Origin of the sequence: Streptomyces platensis, assembly GCF_008704855.1 — a bacterium.
Classification (GTDB): Bacteria; Actinomycetota; Actinomycetes; order Streptomycetales; family Streptomycetaceae; genus Streptomyces; species Streptomyces platensis.
Genome location: NZ_CP023691.1, coordinates 6,837,067 through 6,852,815, shown reverse-complemented (window position 1 = coordinate 6,852,815; position 15,749 = coordinate 6,837,067). Strand labels below are relative to the sequence as shown.

The 15,749-nt window shown below is 75.0% G+C and carries 12 protein-coding genes and 1 pseudogene; 2 read left to right on the top strand and 11 right to left on the bottom strand.

The window, feature by feature from the left end; genetic code table 11:
• From CP981_RS30235 to CP981_RS30205, 7 genes and pseudogenes are all read right to left on the bottom strand, one after another.
• Entirely contained in the window at positions 1 to 1,188 is a 1,188-nt protein-coding gene (locus tag CP981_RS30235) for a 4-hydroxybenzoate 3-monooxygenase (RefSeq protein ID WP_085923838.1), read from the bottom strand.
• A complete protein-coding gene (gene pcaD, locus CP981_RS30230; protein ID WP_085923837.1) occupies positions 1,185 to 2,054 on the bottom strand; it encodes a 3-oxoadipate enol-lactonase in 870 nt (289 codons plus the stop codon). The genes CP981_RS30235 and pcaD overlap by 4 nt, the downstream gene beginning before the upstream one ends.
• The gene (gene pcaB / locus CP981_RS30225) at positions 2,051 to 3,589 is read right to left on the bottom strand and encodes a 3-carboxy-cis,cis-muconate cycloisomerase (RefSeq protein ID WP_244329846.1); all 1,539 of its coding nucleotides are present in this window, start codon (positions 3,587 to 3,589) and stop codon (positions 2,051 to 2,053) included. Before pcaB ends, pcaD begins: the two co-directional genes overlap by 4 nt.
• Positions 3,576 to 4,235, bottom strand: coding sequence for a protocatechuate 3,4-dioxygenase subunit alpha (gene pcaG, locus CP981_RS30220; protein WP_085923835.1), 660 nt, complete (start codon positions 4,233 to 4,235; stop codon positions 3,576 to 3,578). The genes pcaB and pcaG overlap by 14 nt, the downstream gene beginning before the upstream one ends.
• On the bottom strand, positions 4,235 to 5,113 hold the full coding sequence (pcaH, locus tag CP981_RS30215; RefSeq protein WP_244329845.1) for a protocatechuate 3,4-dioxygenase subunit beta: 879 nt from the start codon (positions 5,111 to 5,113) through the stop codon (positions 4,235 to 4,237). The genes pcaG and pcaH overlap by 1 nt, the downstream gene beginning before the upstream one ends.
• 136 nt (positions 5,114 to 5,249) lie before the next feature.
• Complete coding sequence (locus CP981_RS30210; protein WP_085923918.1) at positions 5,250 to 6,011, bottom strand: CoA-transferase subunit beta; 762 nt, start codon at positions 6,009 to 6,011, stop codon at positions 5,250 to 5,252.
• Positions 6,012 to 6,188: 177 nt separating this feature from the next.
• Positions 6,189 to 6,989: pseudogene (locus CP981_RS30205) on the bottom strand (CoA transferase subunit A); the annotation flags it as partial.
• A 175-nt stretch (positions 6,990 to 7,164) separates the two neighbouring features.
• Here CP981_RS30205 and CP981_RS30200 point away from each other — a divergent pair.
• The gene (locus CP981_RS30200) at positions 7,165 to 8,856 is read left to right on the top strand and encodes an IclR family transcriptional regulator domain-containing protein (protein ID WP_085923834.1); all 1,692 of its coding nucleotides are present in this window, start codon (positions 7,165 to 7,167) and stop codon (positions 8,854 to 8,856) included.
• Between the two features lie 16 nt (positions 8,857 to 8,872).
• On the opposite strand, the gene CP981_RS30195 is transcribed toward CP981_RS30200, so the two are convergent.
• The 3 genes from CP981_RS30195 to CP981_RS30185 form a co-directional block, all read right to left on the bottom strand.
• On the bottom strand, positions 8,873 to 10,549 hold the full coding sequence (locus CP981_RS30195) for a CocE/NonD family hydrolase (protein WP_085923833.1): 1,677 nt from the start codon (positions 10,547 to 10,549) through the stop codon (positions 8,873 to 8,875).
• A 168-nt stretch (positions 10,550 to 10,717) separates the two neighbouring features.
• Positions 10,718 to 12,085 carry an MFS transporter gene (locus CP981_RS30190; RefSeq protein ID WP_085923832.1) on the bottom strand — a complete coding sequence of 456 codons (1,368 nt, stop codon included), beginning with the start codon at positions 12,083 to 12,085 and terminating at the stop codon, positions 10,718 to 10,720.
• 190 nt (positions 12,086 to 12,275) lie between these two features.
• Positions 12,276 to 13,355, bottom strand: coding sequence for a YihY/virulence factor BrkB family protein (locus CP981_RS30185; RefSeq protein ID WP_085923831.1), 1,080 nt, complete (start codon positions 13,353 to 13,355; stop codon positions 12,276 to 12,278).
• A gap of 18 nt (positions 13,356 to 13,373) precedes the next feature.
• Between CP981_RS30185 and CP981_RS30180 the strand changes: the two genes are divergently transcribed.
• Positions 13,374 to 15,017: an acyl-CoA dehydrogenase family protein gene (locus CP981_RS30180; protein ID WP_085923830.1), complete on the top strand. Its 1,644-nt coding sequence runs from the start codon at positions 13,374 to 13,376 to the stop codon at positions 15,015 to 15,017.
• 184 nt (positions 15,018 to 15,201) lie between these two features.
• Here CP981_RS30180 and CP981_RS30175 read toward each other — a convergent pair whose 3' ends face one another.
• Positions 15,202 to 15,624 (bottom strand): hypothetical protein, encoded by a 423-nt coding sequence (locus CP981_RS30175; protein WP_085923829.1) that lies wholly within the window; start codon positions 15,622 to 15,624, stop codon positions 15,202 to 15,204.
• Positions 15,625 to 15,749: the final 125 nt, after the last annotated feature.

Sequence of the window (15,749 nt, the reverse complement as noted above, 5' to 3'; positions counted from 1 at the left end):
TCATATCAGCGGCAGCCCCGTGTAGTTCTCCGCCAGCTCCGCGGCGGCATGCGGCGAGTCGGCGATCCGGTCGAGCTGGGAGTGCTGAAGCCGGGTGTCGAACGGGCTCTGGTCCGGGGCGGTGTGCAGGGTCGTCGTCATGAAGGCCGAGAAGTGTTCGGCGCGCCAGACCCGGCGCAGACAGGTGTCGGAGTAGGCGTCGAGCAGCTCCGTGGAGCCGGTGCGGTGCAACCGGTCGAGGGCGCGGGCCAGGACGGTGACATCGGCGACGGCCAGGTTGAGGCCCTTGGCCCCGGTGGGCGGCACGATGTGCGCCGCGTCACCGGCCAGCAGGACCCGCCCGTACCGCATCGGTTCGGTGACCGAACTCCGCATCGGCAGGACGGCCTTGGCGCTGAGCGGACCGCGCGCGGGTTTCCAGGGGCCGTCGATCGCGCCGCGGGCCTCCAGTTCGTCCCAGATGCGGTCGTCGGGCCAGTCGGCCGGGTCGGTGCCGTTGGGGACCTGGAGGTAGAGCCGGCTGACGGTCGGCGTACGCATGCTGAACAGCGCGAAGCCGCGTGCGGAGTGGGCGTAGATCAGCTCGTCGTGGGAGGGCGGGGCCTCGGCGAGCACCCCGAGCCAGGAGTAGGGGTAGCTGCGGGTGTAGGTACGGCGGACGCGCTCCGGTACGGCCTCCCGGGCCACACCGTGGAAGCCGTCGCAGCCCACGACGTAGTCGCAGGTCAGGGTCTGCTCGCGGCCCTGGTGGTGGTAGCGGATGGCGGGCCGGCCGGTGTCCGCGCCCGTCACGGCGCGTGCCTGCGCCCCGAACAGCAGCGGTGGCCCGTCCGCGAGCTGGAGGGCGATCAGGTCCTTCACGACTTCCGTCTGGGCGTAGACCCGCACCCGGCGGCCGCCGGTCAGCGCGGGGAAGTCGAGGCGGTGGGCGCGCCGGTTCCAGCGCAGCTCGATGCCGTCGTGGGCCAAACCCTCCCGGTCCATCCGCTCCCCCGCCCCGCAGGCGCGGAGCACATCGACGGTGCCCTGTTCCAGGATGCCCGCGCGCTGGCGCCGTTCGACATAGGAGCGGTCGCGGCTCTCCAGGACGACGCAGTCGATTCCGGAGCGGTGCAGCAGCCGCGCGAGCAGCAGTCCGGCGGGGCCGCCGCCGATGATGCCGACCGTGGTGTGCTGGGGGTGGGTCACAGCGCCGTTCCTTCCGCGGGGTGGGGTGCGGGTGCGCCGGGGCTCGGGGCCGCGGCCGGGGAGCCGTTGTCCGGGTGTGCCGCGAGGTGGCCGAGGAGGGCGTCCCGCACCGGGGCGGGGCGTTCCACGTTGGCGAGATGGGCGGCGCCGGACAGTTCCAGCAGGCGGGCGTCCGAGATGCCGTCGGCGAGTTCGCGGGCGTGCGCGGGCGGGGTGGCCGGGTCCTCGCGGCCCGCGACGACGAGCGTGGGGGCGGTGATCCGGGCCAGAGCGGCGCGCAGATCGTAGGCGGCGAGGGCGTCACAGCAGGCCGCGTACCCGGCGGGCGTCACCGACCGGCGCACCCCCTCGACCAGCGCCTGCGCCTGCGGGGCGTCGGCGAAGGCCGGGGTGAACCAGCGGCTCGCGGCGGCGTCGGCGATCGGGCCGAGCCCCGCTTCCCGTACCAGCGCGGCCCGTTCGTGCCAGCCCGCCGGCTCGCCGAACCGGGCGGAGGAGCAGAGCAGGGCGAGCGAGGCGATCCGCTCGGGGTGGTGGGCGGCGAGCCAGGCCCCGACGGCGCCGCCGAGCGAGATCCCGGCGTAGGCGAACCGGTCGATGCCGAGGGCGTCGGCGAGGCCGAGCACCAGCCGGGCCAGGCCGGGGATGGTGGTGGGGGCGGGCCCGGCACCCAGCACCTCGGCGGGCGTGCCGCCGTGGCCGGGGAGGTCCCAGCGGATGACGCGGTGGTGCCGTGCCAGGGACGGGAGTTGGGGGTCCCAGACGGCGAGCGAGGTGCCGAGCGAGGGGCCCAGGAGGAGCGGCGGGGCGTCTTCGGGGCCGTCCTCGGTGTGGTGCGGGAGCGGGGTGACGGGCGGGTGGGTCATGCGGACTCCTGTGGGTGGTGCTCGGTGCGTTCCAGTGCACGGTCCACGAGGGCACCGGCGGAGCCCAGGTAGCCGGTGGGATCGAGGAGTTGACGCAGCCGCGACGGGGACAGGGCAGGGGCCTCGGGCAGGGCGGCCGGGGCCTCGCGCGGGGTGGCCGGGTCGCCGGGCGGGGCGGGCCGGTCCTCGTCACGGGCCGCGGGCGGTGCCTCGTGCAGCACCTCGTCCAGCGCCGCCGGGAGCGCGATGCCCCGCTCCGCGGTGCGCCGGGCCGCCGTGTCCAGGAGGCGGCGGGCCTCGGCGCGGCCGGTCAGCGCGGTGAGGGCGGCGACCAGCCGTTCGGTGACGACCAGACCGCCGGTCGCGTCGAGGTTCTGCCGCATACGGTGCGGGTGGACGCGCAGCTCCGCCGTCAGTTCGGCGGCGTCCCGGGCCGCGCCGCCGGTCAGCCGCAGGGCGTCGCGCAGCGGCTGCCATTCGGCGTGCCAGGCGCCGGCCGGGCGTTCGTCCTCGGCGGCCAGCGAGCCGTACAGCACCGCGGCGAGCCCCGGGACCTGCCGGGCGGCGGCCGCGATCAGGGTGGCGCGCACCGGGTTGGTCTTGTGCGGCATGGCGGAGGAGGAGCCGCCGCTGCCCTCGGTGAGTTCGCCGAGCTCCGTGCGGGAAAGGGTGAGGACATCGGCGGCCGCCTTGCCGAGGGCGCCCGCGGTGAAGGCCAGCGCACCGGCGAGATCGGCGACCGGGGTGCGCAGGGTGTGCCAGGGCAGGGCCGGTGCGGCGAGTCCGGTCTCGGCGGCGTAGCGGGCGAGGAGCCGGCTCCCCAGGTCGGGAGTGGGCGGCGCGCCGTCGGCCTCCGCGTAGGCATGGAAGGCCGCCAGGGTGCCGGCCGCGCCGCCCAGTTGCACCGGCAGCGCGGCCCGGACAGACGCCAGCCGGTCATGGGCGTCGAGCACCAGGCTGCGCCAGCCCGCGGCCTTGAGGCCGAAGGTGGTCGGCACCGCGTGCTGGGTGAGGGTGCGGCCCGCCAGGGGGGTGTCGCGGTGCTCGGCGGCGGTCCGGCGCAGCGCGGCGGCGGTGCGGGTGAGGTCCGGCAGCACGGTGTCCAGGGCGCGGGCGCAGACCAGCATCGTGGCGGTGTCCAGGATGTCCTGGCTGGTGGCGCCCCGGTGGACGTAGGCGGCGGCCTCGGGGTCGCGGGCGGCGACGGCGGCCGTGAGGTCGGCGACGAGCGGGACCACGGGGTTGCCGGCGGCGCGGGCGCGCAGGGCGAGGGCCCGGGGGTCGTAGCGGTGGGTTTCGGCGGCCGCGGCGGTGACGGCGGCGGCCGCCGCCTCCGGTGCGAGTCCCAGGGCGGCCTGGGCACGGGTCAGCGCGGCCTCGGCGTCGAGCAGGGCCCGCAGATATCCGGTGTCACCGGTGGCGGCGGCCACGGCGGAGCCGGCCCAGGACGGCGCGAGCAGCCCCACGTCGGCTGCTTCGTCCGGCTGTTGGGCCGCCGGGTCCGGTGCGCTCCACGGCAGGTCATCGGTAGGCAAGGAAGACCGTCTCCTCGTGTGCGCCGTCGGCCGACCGCTGCAACCGGATGTCGAAGCGGTACCGGCCGGGGCCGTCGGGGCGGGCGAGCAGGGTGTCCGCGCGCGCCGCGGGCAGCCGCGCGAGCAGCGGGTCGGTGGGCCGGTCCGCCGGGTGCTCGGGGAAGTAGACGCGGGTGAACAGGTGGTGGAGCAGGCCGCGGGCGAAGACGCACACGGCGAGGTAGGGGGCGGCGTCCGGTTGCCCGGCGGGGGCGGTGGCCGGCCGGGTGTGGACGGCATAGCGTCCGTCGGCGTCGGTGGGGACCCGGCCGAAGCCGGTGAAGTCCACCCCGTTGCGGCCGAGGACCGCACCGGTGGCCGGGTCCCGGCGCAGCGAACCGGGCGCGCCCGTACGGCCGCCGTCCGGTCCCGCCTGCCAGAACTCCAGCAGCGCGTCCGGCACCGGGGCGCCCTCCCCGTCCCGTACGCAGCCGTGCACGGTGACCGTGCCGGGGTGGCCGGCCGGGGCGACTTGCTCGCCACCGGGGAACGGGAGGGCGTAGCCGTAAAACGGGCCGATGGTCTGTGCGGGGGTCGGGGCGAGCGGCCCGGCAGGGGCGCCGGCCGGGGTGCCGGCCGGGTCGTGGCGGGTGGTGGCGCGGGGCATCAGCGGCCCTCCTCGATCCAGGTGGCGGACGGGCCGTCCAGGACCACGTCCCAGCGGTAGCCCAAGGACCTTTCGGGGACGGTCAGTTCATGATCGTAGGTGGCCACCAGGCGGGCGCGGGCCGTGGGGTCGGTGACCGAGGCGAGGATCGGGTCGTAGGGGAAGAGCGGATCGCCGGGGAAGTACATCTGGGTGATCAGCCGCTGGGTGAAGGCCGATCCGAAGAGCGAGAAGTGGATATGGGCCGGGCGCCAGGCGTTGTGGTGGTTGCGCCAGGGGTAGGCGCCGGGTTTGACGGTGGTGAACGCGTACCGGCCCGCGTCATCGGTCAGACAGCGGCCGACTCCGGTGAAGTGCGGGTCGAGCGGGGCCGGATGCTGATCCCGCTGGTGGGCGTACCGGCCGGCGGCGTTGGCCTGCCAGATCTCGACGAGCTGGCCGCGTACGGGGCGGCCGCTGCGGTCCAGGACGCGGCCGGTGACGGTGATGCGTTCGCCGAGCGGTTCGCCGGTGTGCTGCCGGGTCAGGTCGGCGTCCAGGTCGGTGACGTCCGTGACGCCGAAGGCGGGGCCGCCGAGCTCCACGGCCTCCGGGTCGGCGAGGTGGTCGATCTCCACCGGCGCACGGTGGGGGTGGCGGGCGGTGCTGCTGCGGTAGGGGGCGAAGTCCCGGGCGGGGTGGTGCGGGGCCGGTGCGCCCGCTGCCCGGTCCCGTTCGGCGGCGGTGTGCCGGGCGGCGATCTCCCGGCTGATGTCGGCCTGGGTGGGGAGCGGCGGGGCGGCGGGCGCGGGCCGGGGCGGGGGTGCGGTAACGGCCGCGGCCGCCGGGGCGGGAGCGCCGTCGGAGGGAGTGGGCGGGGTGGGCGGTGTCAGGGCCATGGGGGTATCTCCCGGCGGTGGGGGGCGGGCGGGGCGGCCGGACGGGGGCGGCGGCATTGCGGGGCGGTCGCCGTGGCACCGGGGCGGCGGGGATGCGTCGGCGGGCACTGCGACGTCCCCGGGCGGCCGGGGGGCATCAGGCGTCCTTGCCGGAGCGGTGGGGTGGTTCGTCCGCGGCGGCCGCCTTCAGGGCCCGCAGGGCGGCGAGTTCGGCGGGGGTGGGCGGGGCGGTGACGCCGATCCGGTCGGCCTCCCTGAGGTCCCAGCCGGTGGCCGCCCGGACCTGATCGGCCGTCACTCCCGGGTGCAGCTCGGTGAGGACGAGTTCCGCGGTGTCCGGGTCGGGGCGCAGGACGCCGAGGTCGGTGATGACGGCCGTCGGACCGGCGCCGGGCAGTCCGAGCGCCGCCCGGTCGCCGGGGCCGGCACCGTGGCCGAGGGTGGTCACGAAGTCCAGCGTCCCGACGAAGTTACGGCGGCTGTGCCGCAGGACCATCAGCACCTGCCCGCAGTTGGCGGCGATTTCGGGGGCGCCGCCCGCGCCGGGCAACCGTCCCTCGGGCCGGCCGGGGCCGCGGTCGACGACGGTGGTGTTGATATTGGCGAACCGGTCGACCTGCGCGGCGCCGAGGAAGCCGACATCGATCCGGCCGCCCTGGAGCCAGTAGTTGAACATCTCCGGCACCGACACCACCGAGTCCGCGGTGTCGGCCAGTTCGCCGTCCCCGATGGACAGCGGCAGCCGGGTCGGCTTGGAGCCGAGGGTGCCGGACTCGTAGACCAGCACCAGATCCGGATTGACCGTACGGCGGGCGAGGTTGGCGGCCGTACTGGGCAGCCCGATACCGACGAAGCAGGACCGCGCCCCCGCGAGCGCACGGGCGGCGTTGACCTCCATCAGCTCGTCGGGGGTGCAGTCGGGGGCGGTCGCGGGGGTGGAGTCGGGGGCATCCTCCGGGGCGGAGCCGGGGGCGCGCTCCGGGGAGGCGGCCGGAACGGCGACGGCGGCCCCGGCCCCGTCCCTGTCCCCCGCGCCCGCGTCCCCCACGGCCGCCCCCCGCGCCGAACTCCCCTCCCCCCGCACACACTCCGCCAGCCACCGCCCGAACGCCGCCCGGTCCCGTGCGATGCCGTCCCACTCCCGGTAGTAGGCGTTGTCCCGGACCGAATAGCCGGCCGCGTATGAGGGATGGGCACCGCCGGGGACGAGCGCGACCGCGTCGACGACCCAGGTGGGCAGGACGACGGAGCCGGGGCGCGGCTCCAGGGTGCCGACGATCTCCTCGACGGTGACCAGGACGCGCCGGGCGGCGAGTGCCGCCTCCTTCTGCACCCCGGTCAGGCCCCACAGCTGGACGTTGCCGGCCCGGTCGGCCTGCTGTGCGTGGATGACCGTGACATCCGGGTTGAGGGCGGCGACGGCGGCCAGTTCCTCGCCGGTGAACGGGCAGACGACGGTGGAGACCGTGGGCGTACGGGCCGGGATGTCGCTGCCGCGGTAGCCGCGGAGCACCGCGAACGGGAGCCGGGCCGCGCCCGCGGCGTAGCGGTTGGCCATCCCGGCGTGGCTGTGCTCGTCGATCTCCAGCGGGGCGGGCCAGCCGTGCTCGACCGCGTCCCGGAAGCGGTGCAGCGAACCGACGCCCGGGTTACCGCCCCAGGAGAAGACCAGCTTCCGGGCCGCGCCCGCGCCGATCAGCTGGTCGTAGACGACATCGGGGGTCATCCGGGCGAGCGTGAGGTCCTTGAGGCCCTGACGGATGATCTCGTGCGCGGCGGCGAACGGGATGAGGTGGGTGAACCCCTCCAGCGCCACGGTGTCGCCGTCATGGATCAGCTCCGCGACGGCCTCGTGCAGGGAACGGATGTCGGCCATGTCCTCACCCTCGGGTCATCCCGGGGCCTGGCCTCACGAGCCGCCCCGCAGCAGGTTGTTCGCACAGTGAACTTAAGTTCATAATGTCACCGTCCTGAGTCTGGCCCCGGCCCCCGGCCCTGTCAACGGTGCGCCGGGTACGGTTCCGACGAGATCGACGCACCAGGGAGAGGCCATGACCCACCCCGCCGCCACCGACCCGTCAGCGCCGCCGCCACCGGAGGCGGTCGGGCCGCTGATGCGCAGCCTGTCCGTGCTGCGGGAGCTGGCGACCGGCGGCGGCCGGCGGTCCGTCGGCGACCTGGTGCGCGATACCGGCCTCGCCCGCTCGACCGTGGACCGGGTACTGAGCACCCTCACCCGGCTCGGCTACGTACGGACCGAGGGCCGGGACGCGGTGCTCGCACCACGCCTGCTGGAGCTGGGCAACGCCTACCTCGCCGCCTGCGAACTCCCCGACCGGCTCGGCCCGCTCGCCGACCGGCTGGCCGATGAGCTGGACGAGTCGGTGTCGCTGGCGGTGCCGGACGGCGACGGGGTGCGCTTCGTCCACCAGGCGACCCGCCGCCGCGCCATGTCGCTGGCGTTCCGCATCGGCGATCTGCTGCCCGCCGAGCGGGGCGCGCCGGGCGCGCTGTTCGCGGACGGGTGGGACGAGGCGGACTGGCAGCGGTGGCGGGCGCGCCGGGCGGCCGATCCGACGGACGCGGGCTTCCCGGCCGTTCCGCCGCGGCGCGCCGGGGACGGGGCCGCCGGCGCCGCCTCGGCCGCGGACTTCGTGGCGCGGGTGGCCGCCGCGCGCACCGCCGGCTGGTCCCTGGACGATCAGCTCATCGAGCCGGGGCTGGTGGCCGTGGCGGTGCCCGTCCGGGACGCCGACGGCCGCCCGGTCTGTGCGCTCAGCGTCGTCAGCCACACCAGCCGGCTGAGCGCGGACGCGCTGCCCGGCGCGGTACTCCCCCGGCTGCGCGAGACGGTCTCCGCCATGGAGGACGCGCTACGGGCACCCCAGGAAGGCCCGGCCTCCGAGGCAGCCCCCGGCCCGTCCCACGCCGCCTGGATGCGCGCGTCCAAGCAGGAACTGGGCCCGGAATTCGTCGAATCGATGGCCCGCGGGCTGATCACCCTCACCGCGTTCGGCACCGGCCGCGCGGCGCTCCCGCTCACCGCCGTGGCGGAGGCCACCGGCCTGGCCCGCGCCACCGCCCGCCGCGCCCTGCTCACCCTGGAACACCTCGGCTACCTCACCACCGACGGGAAGCTCTTCCGCCCCACGCCGAAGGTGCTGGAGCTGGGCTTCGCCCACCTCGCGGGCCTCACCCTGCCCGATATCGCCCTCCCGCATCTCGCCTCGCTGGTCGAGCGGGTGCACGACTCCGCCTCGATGGCGGTCCTCGCGGGCGACGACATCCAGTACGTCGCCCGGGTCCCCACCGTGCGCATCATGAGCGTCAACATCACGCTGGGCACCCGTTTTCCGGCGTATCCGACCTCCATGGGCCGGGTGCTGCTCGCCGGCCTGCCCCCGGCCGAGCGCTCCGCCCGGCTGGCCCGCCTGCGCCCGGAGCCGCTCACCCGCCACACCGTGACCGACCCCGAACGCCTCGGCGCGCTCCTGGAAGAGGCCCACTCGGCGGGCTACGCCCTGGTCGACGAGGAGCTCGAAGAGGGCCTGCGCTCGCTCGCCGTCCCCGTCCACGACCGCACCGGCCGGGTGGTCGCCGCCGTCAACGTCTCCACCCACGCGGCCCGTCGCACCCCCGACGAGGCCCGCGAGGCCCTGCTGCCCGCGCTGCGCACCGCCGCCGCCGGCATCGAGGCGGATCTGTGGGTGGCGGGGCGGTACGCCCGGATTCCGGTGCGGTGACCGCCCCGGCCCTCCCCTACGGGGTCTCCTGAGGCAGCGTCAGGGCCGACCCCGAGTACACCGTGAGGTGGACCGGCTGGAGGTGGGTGGCCTCGACGGACGATTCCCCCGTGCCGGGGCTGCGGGCGTAGCGCGGATGGGCGCCGCCGCTGATCTGGAGGCGTATCCGGTGACCGGCGGCGAAGCGGTGGGCGGTGGCGCCCATCGCCACGGTGACCTCCGAGGGGGTCACCCCGCTCGTGCGCACCCGCATCAGCCCGTCGCAGACATTGGTGGAACGGCCCCGGGCGTCCACGTCGCAGAGGCGGGCGAAGACCTCGGCGTGGCCGGTGTCGGTGGCGATCCGCAGCCGCGCGGAGACCGGGCCGAGCACGTCGACCGGCTCGGTCAGCGGCGGACCGGTGAACGTCAGGACGTCGTCCCGCGCCTCCAGGGTGCCGTTGTCGCGGGCACCGGAAGCGCGGGAGAGCAGCGGCCCGCCCACGGACGGGGTGGGATCGGCCGGGTCGTAGCGGAAGGACGCCAACGGGCCTTCCGCCTCCGGGGATTGCCCGCTGAGCACGCCGTTCTCCCCGGCGAACCAGGCGGTGGTGGCGGCGTGCGGCGGCCAGTCGTCGAGATCCCGCCAGGCGTCCTCACCGCCGACATGGACACGTATGGGGGTGGGGCGCAGCCCGGCGGGGTCGTCGCACAGGTGCGCGCGCAGCCAGGCGAGGCTCTCGGCGAAGACCACGGGCCAGCCCTGTTGCATCGCGGAGGTGTGCGTCCAGGGGCCGACGAGCAGCGAGGACTCGCAGCCGGCCCGCCGGAGCCGGGCGAACTGCTCGAAGTTCTGGCCGGCCAGCGCGTCGTGCCACCCGGCGATCAGACAGGTGGGCACGCTCAGCCGTTGCGCCGCCTCCGCCACGGACGCACCGTCCCAGTACGGGTCGTCGGCGTCCGGGTGGGTCATCGCGCCGTCCAGCCAGGGCACTTCTCCGAGGGCGGACTCATAGGCCCGGCGCAGCGGCCGCGCGCCGGTGATCTCGCGCAGCCGGCGCTGGAGGCGCAGCGCCCGCCGCGCGAGGGGCAGCATCCCCTGGTGCTGGTAGGTCATGCCGACGCCGACGGCGAGGGCGTTCTCCAGGAGGAACCCGCCGCCCGTGTGGAAGAGGGCATGGGGGTCGTGCAGTCCGACCTGGATCACCATCGCCTTCAGCTCCGGTGGCGGGTCCAGGGCGAGCGCCCACTGGACATAGCCCAGGTAGCTGGGGCCGATCGTGCCGAGGTTTCCGGTGAACCAGGGCTGCTGCCGCAGCCAGGACACCGCGGCCTGCGCGTCGGCGGCCTCGTTGCGCCACAGGTCGAACCGGCCGCCCGACCCGGCGGTGCCGCGACAGCTCTGGAGGACCACATGGAAGCCCTGTTCGGCGAAGAGCACACCGAAGAGGGGTGACCAGGGCAGGCCCCTGCCGTAGGGCGAGCGCACGAGCAGGGTGGGGAAGTCGCCCTTCGTACGGGGGAAGTAGTGGTCCGTGCGCAGGAGGCTGCCGTCCGCGGCCGGCACCTCAAGGCCCGGTTCCCAGCCGATGTCGTGCTGTGTGGCCGGGAGTCCGCGCCAGGTCGCCCGCATCATCCGCGAGGACAGCGGCGGCTTCCCGGACGGTGCGGCCCAGTGGGACCGCGGTGCGACGTCCTGCGTGTATGGCGTCATGTCTTCCCCTCACCTATTCCCGTACGTTGCACGAGAATAGTCGACGCACCGCCGCTCCACACAACTCCGGGTGGCGGAAAGGGATATGAGGAGGCCGGCACGCCGCGCCGGGAGCGTCGGCGCACCGGGGCGCGCGGAGGTGACACGAGGCGGCGCCTCTCCTCCCGTTCAGCGCTCCATACCGGTCACCTCCGGCGCCGGTACGGTCGCCGACGGGCGGCCGAGGCGCCGGGCGAGCGGCACCGAGCCGATGGCGAGCGCACCCAGCAGACCGGCCAGCGCGAAGGCGGTGAAGCCGAGTTGACTGTTGGCGGACGCCGCGAGGACGCCGCCGAGCCAGGGGCCGACGACCGCGCCGGTGCGGCCGATGCCGGTGACCCAGCCGAGGCCGGTGGCCCGTTCGGCGGGCGGATAGACGCGATGGGTCGCCGCGTACACCATCACCTGCGCGCTGAAGAGCCAGACGCCGGTGACGGCGACGACCACATAGGTGGCACCGAGCGGCAGCCGCGCCCCGAGGAGCAGGGCGCCGGCGGCGGTCAGCAGGAACCAGAGGGCGGAGATCCTGACCGGGCCGTAGCGGTCGGCGAGGCGGCCCGCGATCAGCAGGCCGGCGATGCCGCCCGCGTTGATGATGAACAGGAAGCTGACCGAGGACGAGAGGCCGTACCCGGAGGCGCGCATCATCTGCGGCAGCCAGGTACTGACGCCGTACACCAGGAGAAGGCCGCAGAACGAGGCGAGCCACAGCAGCGGGGTGGCCAGGCGGACGCCGGGGCGGAAGAGGGCGAGGACCGAGGCGAGGCGGCCCCTGGCGCCCTGGGCCGGCGCGTCGGCGAGGACCGGAGGGGCCATGCCGTAGCGGCCGGCGACCGCCGCGGCCTCGGCGGTACGGCCCTTGGCGAGCAGCACACCGGGCGACTCCGGCAGCAGGCGCAGCAGCAGCGGGGCGGCGACGAACGCGGGCAGGGCGCCGACCCAGAACACCCAGCGCCAGCCGTGCGTGGGGGCGAGCGTCAGACCCAGGACCGTCGCGCACATGGCGCCCGCGTGGTACGAGGTCATCAGCAGGCCGGTGGCGAGGGCGGCCCGGCCGCGCGGCGCGAACTCCATCACCATCGACAGGCAGATGGGCATCAGACCGCCGAGCCCCAGACCGGCGAGGAAGCGTCCGGCGCCGAACAGGCCGGGCGTGCCGGCGAGCGCGCACGCCGCCGAACCGGCGGAGAACACCAGCACCCCGGCGACGAGGACGGGGCGGCGGCCGAGCCAGTCGGTGAGGGTGCCGGTGCCGAGCGCGCCGATCAGCATGCCGAGGGTGACCCAGCTGCCGATCGTGCCGGCCACCGCGGGGGTGAGGCCGAATCCGGGGTCGTCGAGCATATGCGGCATGACGGCCCCGTAGATGCTGACGTCCATTCCGTCGAAGAACACGGCGAGCCAGCACAGCGCCAGGACGGGCGCGACGGAACGGAAGGTGTGGCCGCGGGCGGCGGAGGGCGGGAGACCGGCGGGGGGCATGCCGATGGGAGACATGGGGACCTCGGATTCACGGATCACGGTGCGATACCAGCAGGATGTTCGCCTGGTGAACTTTCGTTCGCCGAACGGTCGGCAAGGATCATCTGCCCGGGTTCCGTGAGTGTCAATGGCTCGCGCACGGCTTCCCGTGCCGGCGCGCGCGGCGCACCGCGGCCGTATGCGGCCGGACGGGTGGCACGCCGGATCAGCCGTCGCAGCCGTCGCCGGCGCCCCGGCTCTGGTCGCCGTCCCCGCGGCCGTCACCGCGGCCGTCACCGCCCGCCCCGGCACCGTCCGCATCGCCGGTGTCCGCCGTCGCTCCGGTCTTCGCGGCCATCCGCCGGGCGATCTCCTCGCGCGCCGCGGCCGTGGCGACCGACGGCCACACCCGGTCGAGCGAGGCATTCATCGCGGCCCCGACCAGCACCGCGAAGGCGGACACCCCGATCCACAGCAGCACGGCGACCGGCGCGGCCAGCGAGCCGTAGATCGTGGGCCCCTCGACCGTCGAGGTGAGGTAGAGCCGCAGCAGGAAGCTGCCGAGCAGCCACATGCCGAGGGCGACCACCGCGCCGGGAATGTCCTCCGGCCAGGGCGAACGGACCGGTACGGAGGCGTGATAGAGGGTGGTGAGGAAGGCGACCGACAGCAGCAGGACGACCGGCCAGTACAGCGCCCGGATGACATGCTCGCTGGCCGGCAGCCAGCTCACGACGGTGTCGGGCCCGGCCACCATCAGCGGCAGCGCGACGGCGCCGACCAGCAGCGCGGCGAGGTAGAGCACGAACGCCAGCAGCCGGGTCCTGACGATGCCGCGCCGCCCGTCGAGCCCGTACATGATCGTGATGGTGTCGACGAAGACGTTCATCGCCCGGGAGCCGGACCACAGGGCGATGGCGAAGCCGAAGGAGATGACGTCCGGGCGGCGGCCGGTGAAGACATCGTTGAGCAGCGGCCGGGCGATCTCGTTCACGCCCTTGTCGGACAGCACGGTGCCCGCGCCTTCGAGGATGCGCTGCCGGACACTTTCGATGGTGTCGTGGCCGATCCAGGCGTCCGTATAGCCGAGCACACCCAGAAGACCCAGGATCAGCGGCGGCAACGACAGCAGACTCCAGAACGCGGCCTCCGCGGCCAGCCCGGTGACCCGGTACTTCATGCAGGAGTTGACGGTGTCCTTGAGCAGGAGCCAGGCCAGCCGGCGCTTGGAAACGTTGCGGTACAGCGCGCGGGCCTTGATCAGACGGCCCGCGGGCCGCTCGGTTGGTTCGTTCTCCGGCTGCACCTCCTTACCGTATCCGGCATGGCAGCCACCACTCACACGGTCACGAACCAGCCCCCGCCGCTGGTCGGCTACGACGTCTTCGCGAACGACCCGGCCCTCACCGAGGGCGTCACCCGCTACATCGCCGCCGAGCGGCTCGACGAGGTGCGCGAAGAACTGGGCACGCTGGGCAAGGCGGCCGGCTCCGCGCACGCCCAGCACTGGGCCGAACAGGCCGACCGGCATCCACCGGTGCTGCGCACCCATGACCGCTTCGGCCACCGCATCGACGAGGTGGAGTTCCACCCGGCCTGGCACCGGCTGCTCGGCCACGCCGTCACGGCCGGTCTGACCGGCGCCTGGTCCCGGCCGGACGGCCATGTCCGCCGCACCGCCGGCTTCATCGTGTGGACGCAGGCCGAGGCGGGGCACGGCTGCCCGGTGTCGATGACCCATGCGGCGGTACCCGCGCTGCGCGCCGAGCCGGAGCTGGCGGCCGAATGGGAGCCGCTGCTGACCTCCCCGGTGTACGAGCAGGAGCTGCGGCCGGTCGCCGAGAAGGGCGGCGCGCTGGCCGGGATGGCCATGACGGAGAAGCAGGGCGGCAGCGACGTACGGGCCAACACCACCCGCGCCGAGCCGCTGGCCGCACCCGGCGAGTATGTGCTGACCGGACACAAGTGGTTCTGTTCGGCGCCGATGTCGGACGCCTTCCTGGTGCTGGCCCAGGCCCCCGGAGGGCTCACCTGCTTTCTGCTGCCGCGGGTGCTGCCGGACGGCACCCGTAACGCCTTCCGCATCCAGCGGCTCAAGGACAAGCTCGGCAACCGCTCGAACGCCTCGGCGGAGGTCGAGTTCGACGGGCGGAGCTGGGCCCGCCGGGTCGGCGAGGAGGGGCGCGGGGTGGCGACGATCATCGAGATGGTCGCGGCGACCCGGCTGGACTGTGTCAGCGCGTCCGCGGCGGTGATGCGGCAGGCGGTGACCCAGGCCGTTCACCACAGCGCCCACCGGGAGGCGTTCGGCGGCCGGCTGATCGACAAGCCGCTGATGCGCAATGTGCTGGCCGATCTGGCGCTGGAGTCGGAGGCGGCGACCACGCTCGCGCTGCGGCTGGCGGCCGCGTACGACGGCGGTACCGAGCAGGACCGGCACTTTCTGCGGCTGGCGGTCCCGGCGGCGAAGTACTGGGTGACCAAGCGGTGCACGCCGATGGTGGCGGAGGCGCTGGAGTGTCTGGGCGGGAACGGCTATGTCGAGGAGTCGGGGCTGCCGCGGCTGCTGCGGGAGGCGCCGCTCAACTCGATCTGGGAGGGCGCCGGCAATGTCCAGGCGCTGGACGTCCTGCGGGCCCTGCGGCGCGAACCCGAGGCGCTGAACGCGTTCCTGACCGAGGTCGGGGCGGCGCGCGGCGCGGACCACCGGCTGGACCGGGCGATCAAGGGGATGCTCACCGAACTCGCCGACCTGGAGGGCATCGAGGCACGGGCCCGGCGGCTGGTGGAGCGGATGGCGCTGGTGCTCCAGGGGTCGCTGCTGGTGCGCCACGCACCGTCCGAGGTCTCGGACGCGTTCTGCGCCTCCCGGCTGGGCGGCGACGCGGGCGCGGCGTTCGGCACGCTGCCGCACACCCTGGATCTCGCGGCGGTGGTGGAGCGGGCCCGGCCGGTGATCGACTGCTGAGCCGCCGCCGGCCCGGCCGATGGTCGACCGCTGAGTCCCCGCCGGCCGGACCGGTGCAGCGACGCGGCGGCGGCTCCCCGTCGCTTCCGGGCCGTCGGCCCGACGGAACGACGGGGACAGGGGGTTACCGCCGCCGCGCCGGTCAGGGAGCGGTGCCGCGCCGACCCGGCACCGCTCCCCGGTCTCAGGGGCCGCCGGGGCGCTCCGGCGGGTCTGTGCCGCGCCCGCGCACCGCGGCATCGATGGCCACGACGAGATCGCCGTCCGGTGCGTCCGGCGGGAACTCCACCAGCACCCCGCGCGCCTCGTAGTAGCGCAGCACCCGGCAGGCCTCGTCGGCGCCGCTCCAGTCCGCACCGTGCAGCAGGACCACGAGGTCGGCAAAGGCCAGCGCGGGCAGCAGACCGCCGGTGCCGGCCACCCGGTCGAGGAGTTGCGGGGCGCCGTCGACGACATAGCCGTCGGCGGGCAGCCGCTGACGCCGGATCAGCAGATCGACCGCGGGCAGCCGGGGAATCCCGTAGTGCTCCGCCAGCCGGGCCGCCCGCACGATGCGGGTTCCCTCGTCGGCTCCGATCACCACGACACGCGGGGCAGCAGCCCTCATGGTGCGCCCCCTCCCCCGCACTGCCGACATCGCACGGCGGCCGATGGCATCCCGGCCCTCACCGGTGGTTCCCCGACGGGTGTCCGGCGAACCCGCGGTGGCGGGGCACCATCGGCCGCTCCGCC